Raw genomic sequence first — 16937 nt, forward strand, 5'->3', positions numbered from 1 at the left:
GACCGTGAGTAATTTCGGGTTTTTGCAGGCGGAGTGGCTGGAGCTGCATCGTGAGGCGGTACACGCTGAGCGGCTGGCGTTCGCTGACCCTCGGGCCTCGGCGTTCTACGTGCGCCGGGTACTCGAGCTCGCGGTTGGGTGGATCTTCGAGGCGGACGCGTCAGTGAAGCGACCGTATCGCTCGGATCTGTCCGCGATGATTTCGGAGCCAACACTGGTGAAGGTCGCGGGCCCGGGACTCCGGACGAAGATGGACGTGATCCGGATCCAGGGCAACCACGCCGTGCACCGGAAAGCTCCGGTCTCAAACCGGGATGCTGTGCGGGGTCTCGCCGAGTTGTTCCACGTCTTGTACTGGATGGCCCGTACCTACAGTCGCGATCCGAAGAACCTGCCTGCCCCTGGGATCCAGTTCGATGAGTCCGTGGTCCCGCGTCCGGTGCCCGCCGAAGTGCGCGTCAAGAGGCAGCGGGAGCTCAAGGAGCAGGCCGAGAAGTTCGCGGCACAGGCCGAGGAACTGGCGGCGGAGCGCCGTAAGAACCAGGACCTCGGTGTCGAGGTCGCTGAACTGCGCAAGCAGATCAAGGTGGCCAAGGCTGCCAACGAGTCTGTGCCGGACACCCACGAGTACAACGAGGCCGGGACCCGCAAGCACATCATCGATCTGCTGCTGAAGGAAGCGGGTTGGGATCTCGACAGACCGGAGGATCGCGAGTTCTCGGTGACCGGGCTGCCGGAGGCTGCCGCGCCTTCCGGTAGGGGCAAGGTCGACTACGTGCTGTGGGACGACGACGGCAAACCCCTCGGGCTCGTTGAGGCCAAGCGCACCACCAAGGACGCGAAGATCGGCCAACACCAGGCCAAGCTTTACGCGGACGCGCTGGAAGCCCGCTACGGGCAACGTCCGCTGATCTTCTACAGCAACGGTTATCAGACGTATCTGCACGATGACCTGAATTATCCGCCACGCCAGGTCCAAGGCTTCTACACCAAGCAACAGCTCCGGGAAGTGATCCAGCGGCGCGTAGGTGCTCGCAGCCTGGTGACGCTGCCGATCAACGAGGAGATCGCAGGCCGTCACTACCAGTCGCGCGCCATCCGGCGAATCGCCGAGTCGTTCGAACGCGATGCGATGCGGCACGCGTTGCTGGTGATGGCGACCGGAACCGGCAAGACCCGCACCGTCGTCGCGTTGACCGAGCTGATGATGAAGGCCGGGCGGGCGAGCCGGGTGTTGTTCCTCGCCGACCGCAAGGCGCTCGTGAAGCAGGCGACGAACGCGTTCAAACAGCACCTTCCCGGTACACCGGTGGTGAACCTGGTGCAGGAGAAGGATCCGCACGCGCGCGTTTTCGTCTCCACATATCCGACGATGATGAACCTGATCGACCAGGTCGACGAGGAAGGCCGGCGTGTGTTCGGGCCGGGATTCTTCGACCTGGTCATCATCGATGAGGCGCACCGGTCGATCTTCCAGAAATACAGCTCGATCTTCGACTACTTCGATTCGCTGCTCGTCGGACTGACCGCGACCCCGAAGGACGAGATCTCCCGCAACACCTATCGGGTGTTCCAGCTCGAGAACGGCGTCCCCACCGACGTCTACAGCCTCGATGAGGCTGTGAAGGAGGGCTACCTCGTGCCGCCGCGTGCGGTCGAGGTGCCGTTGAAGTTCCAGCGTGACGGGATCAAGTACGACGACCTGACCGAAGAGGAGAAGGAAGAGTGGGAAGACCTCGACTGGGGTGACGACGGACCACCGGCTGAGGTGAGCGCAGGCGAGCTGAACAAGTACCTGTTCAACGCCGACACCGTCGACAAGGTCTTGCAGACTCTGATGACCTACGGGCTCAAGGTCGACGGCGGCGACACTCTCGGCAAGACCATCATCTTCGCCGCGAACAACCCTCACGCCGAGTTTATCGCCGAACGGTTCGACGCGAACTACGCGTGCTACAAGGGCTCGTTCGCGAAGGTCATCACGCATAAGAAGGAATACGCGCAAAGCCTGATCGACGACTTTTCAGACCCTGCGAAGCTACCGCAGATCGCGGTGTCGGTCGACATGCTCGACACCGGCATCGACATCCCCGAAGTCGTGAACCTGGTCTTCTTCAAGCTGGTCCGGTCGAAGACGAAGTTCTGGCAGATGATCGGCCGCGGCACCCGCCTCGCACCGGACCTGTTCGGTCCGAACAAGAGCAAAGACAGCTTCCTCGTCTTCGACGTCTGCCAGAACCTCGAATTCTTCCGGCAGGACATGCCGCCCGCCGAGGGCACCCTCCTGCCGTCGTTGAGGCAGCGGCTGTTCGAGAAGCGAGCGGACCTGTTGCGCACACTCGACGGGCGAATCGACGCTGTGCAGCGGGCCACCGAACCGGATGCGGACGGAGCCACGAGCGAGGCCGGACTCCGATGGGATCTGGCGAAGCGGCTCCACGACGAAGTCGTACAGATGAACCCGGACAACTTCCTCGTTCGGCCGCACCGTGAACACTTCGACATCTTCGCCGACTTCGCCGCGTGGCTGGAGTTCACCCCCGAAGCACACGCCAAGGTCGTCGACCACCTCGCCGGGCTGCCGACCGGGTTCCGCGAGACCGACGACAACGGAGAAGAGGCCAAGCGCTTCGACCTGATCGCGTTGCGACTGCAACTGGCGAGCCTGCACGGCGATCCCGAGTACGACCGACTGCGAGAGCAGGTGCGTGAGATCGCGTCAGCACTACTCGACCAGCTGACGATCCCAGCGATCAAAGCCCAACAGCTGCTGCTGGACGAGGTCGCGGGCGAGGAGTGGTGGCAAGACGCCACGCTGCCGATGCTGGAGCAAATGCGGCGCAAGGTGCGCGGCCTCGTCCGGCTCATCGAGAAGACGAAGCGAAATCCCGTCTACACCGATTTCGAAGACCAGCTGGGGAAGCTGACCGATGCGTCGCTGAGCGGGATCGATCTCGGTCGCGACTTCAGCCGGTTCGAGCACAAGCTCCGGATCTACCTGAACACCCACCAGGACAACATGGTCGTGCAGAAGATCCGCCGGAACCGGCAGATCACCACCACCGACCTGAACGAACTGCAGAACGTCTTCATCGAAACCGGTCTAGCGACCTCCGCGGACCTGGACCTCGTGGATGACGGAGGTGGACTCGGTCTGTTCGTGCGGTCACTGACGGGCCTGGAACGCGAAGCCGCCATCCGGGCGTTCGACCGTTTCCAACAGGGCAAGACGCTCACCGCGAACCAGCTGCACTTCGTGCAGGACGTCATCGATCACGTGTGCCGCAACGGCATCGTCGAAGTCGAAGCACTCTACGAGTCCCCGTTCACCACGCGAGCACCCGCCGGCCCCGAAGACCTGTTCACCGACTCCGAGGTCGACGACCTCGTATCAGTGATCCATTCCATCAAGGCGACTGCGGTGGCAACCGACGCCGCATGAACCTTGTCCGAGGTGATCACACCGCACGCATGGTGCGATCACGTCAGACGGCAAGCGTCGGTGACAGCTACCGCGATGCGGTAGCTGTCCAAAACACCTTGACCTGTATAGACACTAGATCAGCAAGCAGGACCGACGCAGCTTCGACCGATTCGGCCAAGTTTGACGTCGTTGGATGCGCACAACACCTCCCAATCTCCTCCCAAACACAGCAGAGCCCCCGCCGATGAATACCATCGACAGGGGCTCTGACCTGCTGAAAATACTGTGCGCGATACTGGGATCGAACCAGTGACCTCTACCGTGTCAAGGTAGCGCTCTCCCGCTGAGCTAAACGCGCTTGCTGTTGTGGTGCCAGCGTAGCGGACGGGAGATCACGTCCGATCGGCGACCCCCGCCGCGCGCCCGGCGGGCGGGCCGGGGTACGCCGGTGCTCACTACCCGTCTTCGAGCCTGCCCGGCAGGTCCTGTCGGTGTCCCGTCAGCGGCGAAGCCGCTGAGCAGCGACCACCAGAGCAGAAGGACCACCCGGGTTCTCAGCGGTTCCCTCGCGAGGACAGCGTTTTCGCCTGTGGCGGAGCCACCGGTGAAAACGATCCCGCAGCGGGGGAACCGCTGAGGTTCCGCCACCCACCCAGCCTCGCAGAACGAGGGCGAAGACCAGAAGATCAGACCTCGCGTTCGAAGGTGATCAGGAGTCCTTCTACTCCGCCGGGCCCCAGCCGCCCCTTCACGTCGGCGCCGGTGATGGTCTTCATCCGCCAGCCGTCCGCGGCGTGCTCGTTGAGGACGCCTTCGAGCTTGTCGCCGGACATCTTGCCGCCGAGCCACTTCTCCCGGAGCTCCACGACCTTGTACTGGTACGGCATCCGTTCCTCCTCCGCATCGGGTGCTGCGGTGATCTCATCACGGGGCCGCTCCGGAACGCGAAAACGCCACTCCCACCCCGGGAAGCGGGGCGAGGGTGGCGCGTTCAGCGGATGCCTTCAGGCGAAGATCAGCGGTCGGCCATCTTCTTCTGCAGGTTCTCGTCCAGCGAGGCCAGGAACTCCTCGGTGGTCTGGTAGCCCTGGTCGCCGCCGACGAGCAGCGCCAGGTCCTTGGTCATCTTGCCGCTCTCGACGGTCTCGACGACGACCTGCTCCAGCGCCTGGGCGAAACCGGTGACCTCCGGGGTGGAGTCCAGCCGGCCGCGCTGCTCCAGGCCGCGGGTCCAGGCGAAGATCGACGCGATCGGGTTGGTCGACGTCGGCTTGCCCTGCTGGTGCTGGCGGTAGTGGCGGGTGACCGTGCCGTGCGCGGCCTCCGCCTCGACCTTGCCGTCCTCGGTCATCAGGACCGAGGTCATCAGGCCCAGCGAGCCGAAGCCCTGCGCCACGGTGTCGGACTGCACGTCACCGTCGTAGTTCTTGCACGCCCAGACGTAGCCGCCCTCCCACTTCATGGCCGTGGCGACCATGTCGTCGATGAGGCGGTGCTCGTAGGTCAGGCCCTTGGCGTCGAAGGCCTCCTTGAACTCGTTCTCGAAGACCTCTTCGAAGACGTCCTTGAAGACGCCGTCGTAGGCCTTGAGGATCGTGTTCTTGGTGGACATGTACACCGGGTACTCGCGCTCCAGCCCGTAGCGGAAGGACGCGCGGGCGAACTCCTCGATGGAGCGCTTGTAGTTGTACATGGCCATGGCCACGCCGCCGTCGGTCGGGAACTGCGCGACCTCCTGCTGGATCGGCTCGGAGCCGTCCGCGGGCGTGTAGGTGATGGTGACCGTGCCGGGGCCGGGGACCTTGAAGTCCGTGGCCTTGTACTGGTCGCCGTGCGCGTGGCGGCCGATGATGATCGGCTTGGTCCACGTGGGCACGTAGCGCGGGATGTTCGAGATCACGATGGGCTCGCGGAAGATGACGCCACCGAGGATGTTGCGGATGGTCCCGTTCGGGCTCCGCCACATCTTCTTCAGGCCGAACTCCTCCACTCGGGCCTCGTCCGGCGTGATCGTGGCGCACTTGACGCCTACGCCGTGCTGGGCGATGGCCTTCGCGGCGTCCACCGTCACCTGGTCGTCGGTGGCGTCCCGGTGCTCGATGCCCAGGTCGTAGTAATCGAGGTTCACGTCCAGATACGGGTGGATCAGCTTGTCCTTGATGAAGGACCAGATGATCCGGGTCATCTCGTCGCCGTCGAGCTCGGCGATCGTTCCCTGGACCTTGATCTTGCTCATGTGGCGGGGTGCTCCTCTCGCGAGAATGCAAGCGGTACAAGCGTACTGCTATCGGTATCGATTGTGCCCCGGCCCCGGCTCCCGCGACACCGCCCTGAGACGAAAACGCCCACCCGGCCACTCGCCGCGAGATCACCTTCTAGGCTCGCGGAGGCCACGATCACGGGGAGGCGGCTTTGTCGACGGGACCCACACACGCCATGAGCGGACTGGCCGCGTGGGCGGCAGTGACCGCGCTCGCCGACCAGCACCTCATCGGCCAGCTGTCCCCGAAGACGTGGGTCGTCGGCGCCACGCTCGCGTCCGGTGCCGCACTACTACCCGACATCGACCACCCCAAATCCACCGTGGCCAGCACCTTCGGCGCGCTGTCCCGGGGCGTGTCCGCGATGTTCAGCGGGTTCAGCGGGTTCATGTACCGGCTCACCCGCACCAAGCACGACAGCGACCGGGAGGGCACGCACCGCGGGTTCACCCACACCGTCGTGTTCGCGGTGCTGGCCGGGCTGGTCACCACCGCCATCGTGCAGAGCACCAGCTCGATCGCGATCGGCGTGCTCATGTTCACCTTCGCCGGGCTCGCCGTGCGCGGCATCATGCACACCTGGAACCCGCGGCGGGACGCGCTGCTCATCGCGGTGGCCTCGCTGGCGCTGACCGCGGCCTGCTGGGCGTGGACCGGCGACCAGCCCACGGAGGCGGCGGCGCTCGGCGTCGCGGTGATCCTCGGCTGCGTCATGCACTTCCTCGGCGACGCCATCACCGAGCAGGGCTGCCCGATGCTGTGGCCGATCCCGCTGGACGGCCAGACCTGGTACGCGGTGGCGCCGCCGAAGGCGATGCGGATGCGCACCGGCGGCAAGGTGGAGATGGTGCTGGTCGGCCCCGCCCTGACGATCGTCGCCGTGGTGCTGGGCGCGGTGGTGCTCTACCGCGTCGGCGCCGCCCCGTGGATCGCGACGCTGGACCTGCCGCCCGAGGTCATGCGGTGGCTGACGCCGCGCCCCTGACCGCCGATCACCCGCTCCGGCGCGGCGGGGCGCCTCGCTGCGCCGACCGCGTGGAGTGACGCACAACGCCCACCACGGCACGAGTCGCTCGATAAGGTGATGAGCAGGTGGCGCGCGGGCGCCGACGAACCCTCGGGGGAGATCGATGCGAGCCGGTCGGCAGCTCATGGTCGCGGCGGCGCTGGTGCTGCCGGTGCTCGCCGGGTGCGGGCAGCTCCAGGAAGGCCGGGACCGCCTGGACCAGGCCCAGCAGGGGCTGGACAAGGCCACCGCCTGCGTGGACGCGCTCGAAGCCGCCGGCTACACCCCGAACCTCGCCGACGTGGAGCAGGCGCAGGACGACGCCCGCACCAAGGCCGACGAGATCAGCGCGCTCGCCCAGCGCGTCGGCGACCGGACCCTGCAGGACCGGCTGCTCGACGTCCAAGCCTCCCTGGACCAGGTCGCCACCGGCCAGATCACGCTGCAGAACGGCCTCAACTGGTCGCAGCAGCACCTGGAGAAGACCGCCGCCGTGGCCGACACCTGCGCCGACGTCACCGGCTGATCGCGCAGGTCAGCGGACTGCGAACCGCCCCTCCCCACCCCTAGCCTGGATGCGGAGGTGAGCGTGATGAGAGCAGCCATCGGCGATCAACTGCACGTGCACAGCCGGACGGTGGAGGAGACCGACCGCACCGGGCTGATCCTGGAGGTGCGCGGCACGGCGGGTGCCCCGCCGTACCTCGTGCGGTTCGACGACGGGCACGAACGGCTCGTCTACCCGGGACCCGACTGCATCGTCGAGCCGCGGCGCGCGCAGGAGGCCTGACCGCGGACGGGTGCCGCCCGGCACCGGGCGGCACCTACCAGGGTTCGGCGAGCAGCGCGTCGAGCTCCGCGCGGAACAGCAGCTCCGGGTCGATGCCGGTCCCGGCGAACTGGCCCTGCACCTCCAGGCTCAGCACCCCGTGCAAGCGGGTCCAGGCCACCGCGCCGCGCCGCAGCGCCGCGGGCGGCAGCTCCTCCCCCGACCGCTTCGCGCGCAGCGCGATCAGCTGCTCGTCCAGCTCGGTGCGCGGCGGCGGGTCGGCGGGTACCAGCTCCGCGAACAGCGCCTGCAGCGCGCGCAGGGCGCGGTCGGCGAGCTCGTAGGTCTCCTCCGGCGCGGCGTATCCCGGCACCGGCGTGCCGTAGAGCAGCAGGTAGCGGTGCGGCTGCGCCAGCGCCCACCGCCGCCATTCCAGCGCCACCTCCCGCACCCGCCGGGCCGGCGCCTTCCTGCGGTGCCGTTCGGCGGCCCCTTCCACCGCCTCCGCCACGTCCCGGTAGGCGTCGACGATCAGCGCGCTCAGCAGCGCGTCCCGGTTCTCGAAGTAGCGGTAGAGCGCGGGGCCGGTGATGCCCATGCGCTTGGCGATGGCGTTCACCGAGATGCCCGCCGGGCCCGATTCGGCGAGCTGCTCCAGCGCCACCTGCTTGGCCTCGGCGCGGGTCTGGTCGCGGTAGCGCTCGCGGGGGCTGCGCTGGGGTGCGGACATGCGGTGCGGACCTCCCTGTTGACAGCGCGATGGTAACAGGGGCACTCTTTCGTTAGAAGCTCTCACGTTCGTTACGTAGTCTCACCCCTGGAGGTTCGACCATGACCACCACCGCGATCACCGGCCGCGAACTCGTGCTCACCGGGCTCGGCGCCCCGCAGGACGTGCTCACCAGCAGGGAGACCGAGCACGCGGCGCCCGGCGCAGGCCGCGTGCTGGTCCGCGTCGAAGCGGCCGGGCTCTCCTTCGCCGAAGTGCAGATGCTCGGCGGCCGCTACCCGATGCAGCCCGCGTTCCCCTTCGTGCCCGGCTACGACCTCGTCGGCGAGGTCGTCGCCACCGGACCCGGCGTCACCACCTGCCGGCCCGGGCAGCGCGTCGCCGCGATGACCCGCACCGGCGCCTGGGCCGAGCACGTCGAGCTCGCCGCCGAACTCGCGGTGGTGCTGCCCGCGCAGGTACCCGCCGACGAAGCGGTCGCGCTGGTCACCAACGGCGTCACCGCCTGGCAGCTGCTGCACCGCAGCGCCCGCGTCCCGCGCGGCGGCACCGTGCTGGTGCACGGCGCGGGCGGCGGCGTCGGCAGCACCTTGCTGCAGCTGTGCCGGCTCGCGGGCGTGCGCGCCATCGGCACCGCCTCCGGGCACCGGCACGAGCGGCTGGCCGGGCTCGGCGCCGAACTCGTCGACCACCGCACCGAGGACGTCGGCCGCCGCGTCCGGGAGCTCGCACCGTCCGGAGTGGACGCCGTGTTCGACCCGCTCGGCCCGGACAGCCTCACCCGCTCCTGGGAACTCCTCGCCCCCGGCGGGCGGCTGATCAGCTACGGCAGCGCGGGCACCCTCGACGACGCGGGCTCGTGGTGGAAGCCGTACGCGGACGTCGCCCTGCGCATCGCCCGCTGGGAGGCGCTGCGGCTGCTCGGCCGGGCCGGCGGGCGGCGCGCCCGGATGTACTACGTGCGGGCCGACGGCCGGTACCGCGACGACCTCGCCGGGCTGCTCCGGATGCTCGCCGACGGCGAACTGCACCCGTTGATCTCGCACCGGCTCCCGCTGCGGGACGCCGCCCGAGCCCTCGACCTGCACCGATCGGGGAAGTCCACCGGGAAGATCGTGCTGCTGCCCTGAGGCCGGGCCTGCCGCCGCGGCGGTGCGGATCACGAAAAGGCGGCAGGTTCACCGACCGCCCGGCGCCCCTGATTAGGGTGGGCGCGGCGTGACGTCCGGTGAGGAGGCGGTGACGAGTTGCACGACGACCAGGCCACCGAGACCCCTGCCGACCTCTCGGAGCTGCTCGCCAGAGCCTCCGGCGTCGCGCCCTCCGTCCCGCTGCCCGACGGCGAACTGCTCACCGAGCAGTCCACCCGCGCCAACGGGGACGAGCCGCCGCTGTGCTGGATCAGCTTCGACCGGCCGGCGCCGCGGCTGCTGGGGGCGCTGCGCGCCGACCACCGGCGCACCGGGCTGTGGCCGCTGCTGCTGTGCGACGACACCGAGACCTACGGCAGCCGGTGCACCGTCGGCGTCGTGCCCCCGGAGCCGCTGGAGCACATCGACCTGTGGCGAGCCGAGGACGTGATGCTGCGGATCTGGGAGGGGCTGTGCCGGGCCGACGACGACCTCGGCCCCGCCTACGACATGGATTCGCTGGCGCCGTTCGACGCGAACTGCCCGGAGCTGGCGCCCGCCGGGAACCTGCTGGCCGACCCGGACATCCTCGCCAACCAGCAGGCCACCCGGTTCGTCGACGACGAGACGCGGCTCGGGCTGGTGCCGGTGCGGCGCGGGTCCGACGTGCTCACCGTGCTCGGCTGGTCCGGGGCGGCGAACCACGTGTCCCGCACCGCGGGCATGTCGGCGCTGCTGCGCAGCTGGGAGGACCGGTTCGGGGCGCGGCTGCTGCGGCTCGGGCCGGACCGGCTGGACGTGAGCGTCGCGGCCCCGCCGCAGGACCCGGCGCACGCCACGTCGGTCGCCGCGGAGCACTGGGCGTTCTGCCCGGACCGGGTCCTGCAGGACGCCGGCAGCATCGCCTCCTACGCCCGCGAGATCCGCGCCCGCCGCACCTGGTCCTTCTGGTGGGAATGAGCGAGCTCGCCCCGGCTTCGCCGTTCTTCCCGTCAGCGGCGAAGCCGCTGAGCAGCTGACCACAAGAGCAACCGGACCACCCGCGGGTTCTCAGCGGGATTCTCGCGAGGACAGCTTTTCCCTCGTGGCGGAGCCACTCGGGAAAAAGATCCCGCAGCGAGAATCCCGCTGAGGTTCCGCCACCCCACCACCGGGCCAAGACGAGCGGGGACCAAGCTCAGAAATCCAGTGGGCCGCCGACGATGGTCACTGCTACGGCTAGCAGCACCAACCCGAACCCGCCGTAGAGGATCAGGTCGACCGTGCGGGAGCGGACCGCGATCAGCCCCACCTGCTCCTGGGGCAGGAACGCCCGCGCGGCCGCCGCCAGCAGCAGCGCGAGGCTCAGCAGCATCGAGCCCTCCCGCCACGCGTGCATCGCGATCCGCAGGAATCCGATCGCCGCGACCAGCAGCACCAGCGCGAACGGCACGTGCACCGCCCACTTCGCCCGGTCGCCGAAGCGTTCGTTCATGCCGGCCTCCCACGCTTGCCCGAACTGCCGGGTCATCGTAGATCCGAGCCCGCGGGGACCGTCCGATCCGTCACGCGGCATGGCGCTCCGCCGCTTCCACGACGTTGGTGAGCAGCATCGCCCTGGTCATCGGCCCGACCCCGCCGGGGTTCGGCGAGAGGTGCCCGGCGACCTCGGCGACGTCGGGGTGCACGTCCCCGGCCACGCCGTCCTCGGTGCGGGTGACGCCGACGTCGAGCACCGCGGCTCCCGGCTTCACCATGTCCGGGGTGATCAGGTTCGGGCGCCCGGCGGCGGCCACGACGACGTCGGCGGTGCGGACGATCGCGGCCAGGTCGCGGGTGCCGGTGTGGCAGAGGGTGGTGGTGGCGTTCTCGCCGCGGCGGGTCAGCAGCAGGCCCAGCGGGCGGCCGACGGTGATGCCGCGGCCGACGACGGCGACGTGCGCGCCGTCCAGCGGCACGTCGTGGCGGCGCAGCAGTTCCACGATGCCGCGCGGGGTGCACGGCAGCGGCGCGGGTTCACCGAGCACGAGGCGGCCGAGGCTGATCGGGTGCAGCCCGTCGGCGTCCTTGTCCGGGGCGACGCGCTCCAGCAGCGGACCGGCGTCGAGGTGCGCGGGCAGCGGCAGCTGCACGATGTAGCCGGTGCAGGCCGGGTCGGCGTTGAGCTCGTCGAGCACCGCCTCCAGGTCGGCCTGGCTGCTGTCTGCGGGCAGGTCGCGGCGCAGCGAGGCGATGCCGACCTTGGCGCAGTCGTTGTGCTTGCCGCGCACGTACGACTGGCTCCCGGGGTCGTCGCCGACGAGCACGGTGCCCAGCCCGGGGGTGGCGCCGCGCGCGGCGAGTGCGGCGACGCGGCCGCGCAGCTCCTCGTAGATCGCGTTCTTGGTGGCTTTGCCGTCCAGGATCGTGGCGCTCACGGTTGCTCATCGTGGCAGACGCGGGCCCGGCTGGTCCGGCGGGATCACGCTCGGGCGAACCGGTCCGGCAGTGAGGCGACGGCGACCGCGACGAACGTGAGGGCGACGCCGACGACGGTGGTCAGCGGCACGCTGGTGCCGGGCGCGGGTGCCAGCAGGTCCAGCAGCAGCGCCCCGAACAGCTGGCCGGCGACCATCCCCATGCTCAGCACCAGCACCCCGGTGCGGTGCACCAGCGCGGCGGCGCCGCCGATCACGAAGATGCCGAGCACTCCGCCGAGGTACAGCCACGGCTGCGGCGGCAGCGGACCGGGCAGGCCGCGCACCGCGACCTCCACCAGCCAGGCCAGCAGCAGTCCCGTCGCCCCCACCCCGAAATTGATCACCGCGGCGGAGGCGGGCGACCCGGCGGTCTGCTTCACCCGGCCGTTCACCGCCTGCTGCCAGGCCACGCCGATCCCGGCGAGCGCGGGCACCAGGATCAGCCAGCTCGCGCCGGACCCGGTCAGCTCCTCCCACACCGCGACCAGCACCGCGAGCACCGCCAGCACCGCGCCCACCACGCGCGGTGCCGTCCCCCGCTGCGGCCCGGCGGGTCCGAGCCCGATCCGGTCCACGACGAGCCCGCTGGCGACCTGCCCCGCGACGACGGCGACGGTGAACAGCGCGACGCCCAGCGCCGCCGCCGACAGGCCCTGCCCGAACACGAGGAACCCGCCCGCGACACCGCCGAGGCACTGCCACCAGCGCAGGCCCCCGTCGCGCAGGGCCGTCCGCACCGTGCGCAGGCCCGCGCGCGCGACGGGCAGGAACGGGGTGGCCAGCAGCAGCACGACCAGCCCGGAACCGAAGGAGATCAACGCGGCCCCGAGCCCGTCCCCGAGCTGCGCGCCGAGCGCACCGTTGAGCCGCGACTGCACCGACAGCACCACTCCGACCAGCACGGCACCGGCCATGCCGAGGGCTCGGCCGCGGGTGGCGGAAGCTTCAGCACTCACGGGACGGGAGTGTCCTCCGCGGGCCGCGTCCGCACGCTCGGATGTGCGGCGAGGCACACCGCGGCCAGCACCAGCGCGGTCCCCGCCGCCGCGGCCGCCGCCGGTCCGGACGCGTCCAGCAGCGCCCCGGTCAGCGGCGCCGCGATCGCGGACCCGACCATGCCCGCGCTCGCCAGCCAGCCGAACGCCTCCACCCGCCTGCCCGCCGGGGCGAGTTCACCGATCCGCGCGTTGTTCGCCGCGAACGTCGGCGCGATCGCCAGGCCGCCCACCAGCAGCACCGCGCTCACCAGCCACGGCGACCCGGGGTCGGCGACCGGCGGCAGCACCGGCACCAACACCGCCACGCCCGCCGCCACCAGCGCACCGCGCAGCCACAGCCGGGGCCGCCGCGCCGACGCGCCCAGCAGCAGCCCGCCGATCAGCGAGCCGACCGCCCACACCGCGGCCAGGTAGCCGGCCAGCTCCGGGGTGCCGCGGTCCCGCGCCCAGCCGACCAGCAGCAGGTCCACCGAGATCACCCCGCCGATCATCAGGCAGGTGAACCCCAGCGCCAGCGCGAACCCGCGCGCGGCGAACAGCGGCTCACCCCCGGACCGCTCTCCTGCCGCGGGCACCGCGTCGATCCCGGCCCGGCGCAGCACGAACGCGAACACGGCCGCCCCGGCCGCGCCGATCACCCCGCACCACGCGGTCGCGGCGAACGCGCCCTGCACGGCGACGACGAACGCGGCGAGGATCGGGGAGACCACGAACAGCAGCTCCTGCGCCGTGGCCTCCACCGCGAACGCGGCCTGCCGGGCCGGGCCGTCCGCGATCCGCACCCACACGGCCCGCCCCACCTGGCCCGCGGGCGGGAAGGACAGTCCCGTGGCGAACGCCACGGGAACCAGCAGCCACCACCACTGCGCGGGCAGCCGGCTGTCCGGACCTGCCAGGAACGCGATCGCGAACAGCCCCAGCCCGTAACCGCACCCCGTGATCAGGAGCACTCCGGTCGGCCCCGCGCGGTCCGCCGCCCGGCCGCGCACCGGACCCGCCACGGCCTGACCGACGGTGATCGCGCCGCCGATCACACCACCGGCCGTGTAAGAACCGGTGCGGTCCGCGATCAGGAACGTGAGCACCAGGTTGATCGCCGGTTGGTGCAATCGAGCCAGCAGACCTGCGCCGAGCAGCGTGAACGCGTGCGGAACCTGGGCCAACAACAGGTACGGGCGCAGCACGCGGTTCACTGTGCCGGTCGGCGTCCGCAACGGCCAGCGATTTTCGTACGGCGGATCACACCTGGTGGTGTGATGTCGCTCCGGACGTCCACAAGGCAGGCTTTGGAGCTCGGAACGACCCGCCCGACGATCACCGCCGCACCCACGGCGCCGAACCACTGCACCGAACTCACCCGGGACGACACACCACGAACGACCCTTCGAGTAGCGTTTTCGCGGGGCGGGGTCGGTGGGCCCGGTTGAGAGGGGGAGGATGTCACCCATGTCGCGTCCGACAGCGATCAGTCCGGAAGAGCAGGAACAGATAGCCCGCAGGATCGGCGTCCTGCTGTTGCAGGCCGCACCTGAGGACTGGCAGCAGATCACGGTCGAGTACCGCGCCACGGGCGAGTACCAGGATCTGCTCGGGGAGGTCGCCGCCCAGGACGGTGGCACCGAGCCGTGGGAGCCGCCCGAAGAGCTGTGGGGGATCTTCGAGCACCTGCGGGAAGGCATGTACCGCCCCGACGTGGGTACGTGGCTCAGCGCGCTCTACGTGGTGGAGCGCCCGTCGAGCTACCGCATCGACATCAACTTCGACGCCGAGCCGCAGTGGCAGCGCCCGCTGCCGCGCGCCGCGTACGTCGACGAGCTCCGCCGCTACCCGCGCACCGACGACAACGTGCCGGACTGGATGCGGGAGAAGCTGGACGGCGCGACCGCGCCCGCGGAGCAGGCCGGCCAGCAGCCGGAAGCGCCCGCGCAGCAGACCGAACCGCCGCGGCAGGACCACCCCGCGCAGGAGGCCGCCCCCGCTCTCCCGCGCCGGGAGTCGCGCCGCGGCGAGCAGCACGAGCCGGAACCGGCCGCGTTCGCCGCGGAACCGCCTGCGGCGGACGACCCGGACGCGGAATTCCGGACGGCGCTGGTGTTCGACGACTTCGACGACCAGGGCCGCCCGCTGGTGGCGACCCGGGCGCCGGTGCCCCAGGACGAGATCGGCGCGCTGCGCCACTACCTGGAGAACGCGCCGATCGTGCTCGCGTCCCGCGACAACGACGACGACCTGCTCGACCCGAACGCCCCCGCTTCGGTGCCCTCGACCTGGCACACCGACGGGACGTGGGTGTGGCCGGGCGCGGTGCCCTACTACCTGATGCAGTACGGCGTGCCGCCGCAGCCGGAGCTCGTCGAGCACATCCGCTCGCGCCGCTTCGCGCTCGGCGAGGTGGACGACCGCACCCGGGACGCCGCGGTGCGCGAGCTGTTCGACCAGCCCGAGCACGACGGGTACGACGAGCAGGCCACCGGCGAGACGCCGCGCGTCGAGGAGGACTACGCGGTGCGGCTGCCCGCGCCCGCCGAGCCGACCGAGATCGACCGGCCCGGCGACTCGTGGCGGGAGGAGCACGCGTTCGAGTCGAGCGGGGCGGTGCTCGGCCGCCGCGAGAAGCCCGCCGAGCGCACCCCGGCCGACGCCGAACCGCCGCTGATCACGCACGGCGAGGAACCCGAGGCCGCTTTCGAACCGGGCACCCCGGTGCTCGGGCGCCGCGAGAAGCCGGCCGAGGACTCCGCGCCGGACGCCGGGCTCCCGCTGATCACCCACGACGACGAGCCGGTCGACCAGGCTCCCGCCGGGCTCGGCCTGGACGAGGACGTGGCCGAGGAGTCCGGTTCGCGGCACGGCCTCGGCAGCGGCGCGGACGAGGACCTCGACGAGACGCAGGCCGTGCTGGCGCGGCTGCACGACCGGCTCATCGAGCTGGGCGTGGACGGCGGCGAGTACCGCGTCGGCAGCCACTCCCCCGACGCGCGCTGCCTGCTGCGCGACGAGCCCGGCTGGGTGGTGACCGCCGGCGAGGACGACCTGCACGGCGACGTCCACTTCGAGCACGCCGACCAGGCGGCGGCCTTCCTGCTCGGCAGCCTGCTGCTGTCCAGCACCGAGCCGCTGCCCGCCGCCGAGGACCAGCGGCGGCGCTCGCCGGCGGAAGCCCCGTCGGCGGAGCCGCTGCGTTCGGAGCCCTCGCGGCCGGAATCCCCGCGTCCGGAATCCCCGCGTCCGGACGCGGACACCGCGGAACCCGCCGCGCCCGCGCCGGAGCCGGAACCCGCCGGGTTCGCCACCGCGGACGGGTCCGAAGTGGAGCAGCCGGGTCGCTCGGAGCGGTTCGCCGCGTTCGGCAGCACGCCCGACTCCCCCGCGGCCGGTCTGTTCACCGACCACCGGGCGGACGAGGCCGCCGAGCTCCCGCAGCGCGGTGACCGCGCGGCCCGGGACCTCGGTGAGACCGCGGAAGCCCGGCCGGCCGAGGCGGAGGTCTTCGAGGCGCAGCAGCCCTTCGCGGCCCAGTCCTCCGAGGCGCAGCCGTTCGCGGCCCAGTCCGTCGACGCCCAGCCCGCCGAAGCGCAGGCGGCCGGGACCCCGGCCGCCGACGCCGCCGAAGCGCAGGCCGCCGACAGCCAGGCCGAGCCGGAGCGGGAGTCCGCGGACGCCGCCGACCAGCGCTCCGCGCTCGGCGACCTGCCGCGCCGCGGTGCCCCGGCCGAACCCGCGCAGCGCCAGCCCGCGCCCGGTACCGGCGGGCACTTCCTGTTCACCGCCAACCAGGCCCCCGAGCAGGAACCCGCGGACGAGGGCGGTTTCCAGCCGGCGGCACCGGACGCGGAGGCGACCCGGTTCCAGCCGATGCCGAACGTGAACGGGGCGGCACCGAACGGCTTCGCCCAGAACCCGGGGGCGCAGAACCCGGCGACGCAAGCACCGGGCACGCAGGCACCGGGGGCCCCAGCACCAGGGGTGCAGAGTCCCGTGCAGCCGGGCTCGCAGCACCCGCAGGCCCCGCAGCCCGGCCCGCAGGGCGGCCCGGCGAACCCGCCGCTGCCGCAGCGCGGCCAGCGCCCCGAGCAGGACCAGGCGGGACGTCCGGGCGCGCCCGGCCCGCCGGGCCCGCACGGCGGCCCCGGCGCCGCGCCGACCGGCTGCGCCGCCTGACGGGCCGGCCCCGCCCGGGG

Annotated in this window: 15 protein-coding genes, 1 tRNA gene and 1 pseudogene; 8 read left to right on the forward strand and 9 right to left on the reverse strand. The window is 71.1% G+C overall.

The window, feature by feature from the left end; translation table 11 throughout:
* The first annotated feature begins 4 nt into the window (after positions 1-4).
* Entirely contained in the window at positions 5-3442 is a 3438-nt protein-coding gene (locus LCD31_RS11625) for a DEAD/DEAH box helicase family protein (protein ID WP_224957922.1), read from the forward strand.
* 268 nt (positions 3443-3710) lie between these two features.
* Here the strand turns inward: LCD31_RS11625 and LCD31_RS11630 are convergent.
* From LCD31_RS11630 to LCD31_RS11640, 3 genes are all read right to left on the reverse strand, one after another.
* Positions 3711-3782, reverse strand: a tRNA-Val gene (locus LCD31_RS11630).
* Between the two features lie 328 nt (positions 3783-4110).
* Positions 4111-4311, reverse strand: coding sequence for a DUF4177 domain-containing protein (locus LCD31_RS11635; RefSeq protein WP_224957924.1), 201 nt, complete (start codon positions 4309-4311; stop codon positions 4111-4113).
* Positions 4312-4439: 128 nt separating this feature from the next.
* A complete protein-coding gene (locus tag LCD31_RS11640) occupies positions 4440-5660 on the reverse strand; it encodes an NADP-dependent isocitrate dehydrogenase (protein WP_224957925.1) in 1221 nt (406 codons plus the stop codon).
* A gap of 176 nt (positions 5661-5836) precedes the next feature.
* Between LCD31_RS11640 and LCD31_RS11645 the strand changes: the two genes are divergently transcribed.
* The 3 genes from LCD31_RS11645 (at position 5837) to LCD31_RS11655 (ending at position 7481) form a co-directional block, all read left to right on the forward strand.
* Positions 5837-6670, forward strand: a complete 834-nt coding sequence (locus LCD31_RS11645; RefSeq protein ID WP_224957927.1) for a metal-dependent hydrolase — start codon at positions 5837-5839, stop codon at positions 6668-6670.
* A 145-nt stretch (positions 6671-6815) separates the two neighbouring features.
* Entirely contained in the window at positions 6816-7217 is a 402-nt protein-coding gene (locus LCD31_RS11650; protein ID WP_224957928.1) for a hypothetical protein, read from the forward strand.
* 66 nt (positions 7218-7283) lie between these two features.
* On the forward strand, positions 7284-7481 hold the full coding sequence (locus LCD31_RS11655) for a DUF1918 domain-containing protein (RefSeq protein WP_184482931.1): 198 nt from the start codon (positions 7284-7286) through the stop codon (positions 7479-7481).
* 34 nt (positions 7482-7515) lie between these two features.
* Here the strand turns inward: LCD31_RS11655 and LCD31_RS11660 are convergent, their stop codons facing one another.
* Complete coding sequence (locus LCD31_RS11660; protein WP_224957929.1) at positions 7516-8190, reverse strand: TetR/AcrR family transcriptional regulator; 675 nt, start codon at positions 8188-8190, stop codon at positions 7516-7518.
* Between the two features lie 101 nt (positions 8191-8291).
* On the opposite strand from LCD31_RS11660, the pseudogene LCD31_RS29755 reads away from it, so the two are divergent.
* Positions 8292-8615, forward strand: a pseudogene (locus LCD31_RS29755) (alcohol dehydrogenase catalytic domain-containing protein); the annotation flags it as partial.
* On the opposite strand, the gene LCD31_RS29760 reads toward LCD31_RS29755, so the two are convergent.
* Positions 8501-8740: a hypothetical protein gene (locus LCD31_RS29760; RefSeq protein ID WP_374108118.1), complete on the reverse strand. Its 240-nt coding sequence runs from the start codon at positions 8738-8740 to the stop codon at positions 8501-8503. The pseudogene LCD31_RS29755 and the gene LCD31_RS29760 overlap by 115 nt on opposite strands.
* Here LCD31_RS29760 and LCD31_RS29060 point away from each other — a divergent pair.
* Together LCD31_RS29060 and LCD31_RS11680 are read left to right on the forward strand one after the other, a co-directional pair.
* Positions 8634-9320, forward strand: a complete 687-nt coding sequence (locus LCD31_RS29060; protein ID WP_374108119.1) for a zinc-binding dehydrogenase — start codon at positions 8634-8636, stop codon at positions 9318-9320. The genes LCD31_RS29760 and LCD31_RS29060 overlap by 107 nt on opposite strands.
* 117 nt (positions 9321-9437) lie before the next feature.
* Positions 9438-10280, forward strand: coding sequence for a DUF4253 domain-containing protein (locus LCD31_RS11680; RefSeq protein WP_224957930.1), 843 nt, complete (start codon positions 9438-9440; stop codon positions 10278-10280).
* 217 nt (positions 10281-10497) lie between these two features.
* Here the strand turns inward: LCD31_RS11680 and LCD31_RS11685 are convergent, their stop codons facing one another.
* The 4 genes from LCD31_RS11685 to LCD31_RS11700 all read right to left on the reverse strand — a co-directional run bounded on the left by LCD31_RS11685 (position 10498) and on the right by LCD31_RS11700 (position 13940).
* A complete protein-coding gene (locus LCD31_RS11685) occupies positions 10498-10794 on the reverse strand; it encodes a DUF3017 domain-containing protein (protein ID WP_224957931.1) in 297 nt (98 codons plus the stop codon).
* 70 nt (positions 10795-10864) lie between these two features.
* Positions 10865-11716 (reverse strand): bifunctional methylenetetrahydrofolate dehydrogenase/methenyltetrahydrofolate cyclohydrolase, encoded by an 852-nt coding sequence (locus tag LCD31_RS11690; protein ID WP_224957932.1) that lies wholly within the window; start codon positions 11714-11716, stop codon positions 10865-10867.
* Between the two features lie 44 nt (positions 11717-11760).
* Positions 11761-12714: a DMT family transporter gene (locus LCD31_RS11695; protein WP_224957933.1), complete on the reverse strand. Its 954-nt coding sequence runs from the start codon at positions 12712-12714 to the stop codon at positions 11761-11763.
* Complete coding sequence (locus tag LCD31_RS11700; RefSeq protein ID WP_224957935.1) at positions 12711-13940, reverse strand: MFS transporter; 1230 nt, start codon at positions 13938-13940, stop codon at positions 12711-12713. Before LCD31_RS11700 ends, LCD31_RS11695 begins: the two co-directional genes overlap by 4 nt.
* A 262-nt stretch (positions 13941-14202) precedes the next feature.
* Here LCD31_RS11700 and LCD31_RS11705 point away from each other — a divergent pair, with 262 nt between their 5' ends.
* The gene (locus LCD31_RS11705; protein WP_224957937.1) at positions 14203-16917 is read left to right on the forward strand and encodes a hypothetical protein; all 2715 of its coding nucleotides are present in this window, start codon (positions 14203-14205) and stop codon (positions 16915-16917) included.
* Positions 16918-16937 lie beyond the last annotated feature (20 nt).

The organism is Saccharopolyspora sp. 6M, assembly GCF_020176775.1.
Classification (GTDB): Bacteria; Actinomycetota; Actinomycetes; order Mycobacteriales; family Pseudonocardiaceae; genus Saccharopolyspora_C; species Saccharopolyspora_C gregorii.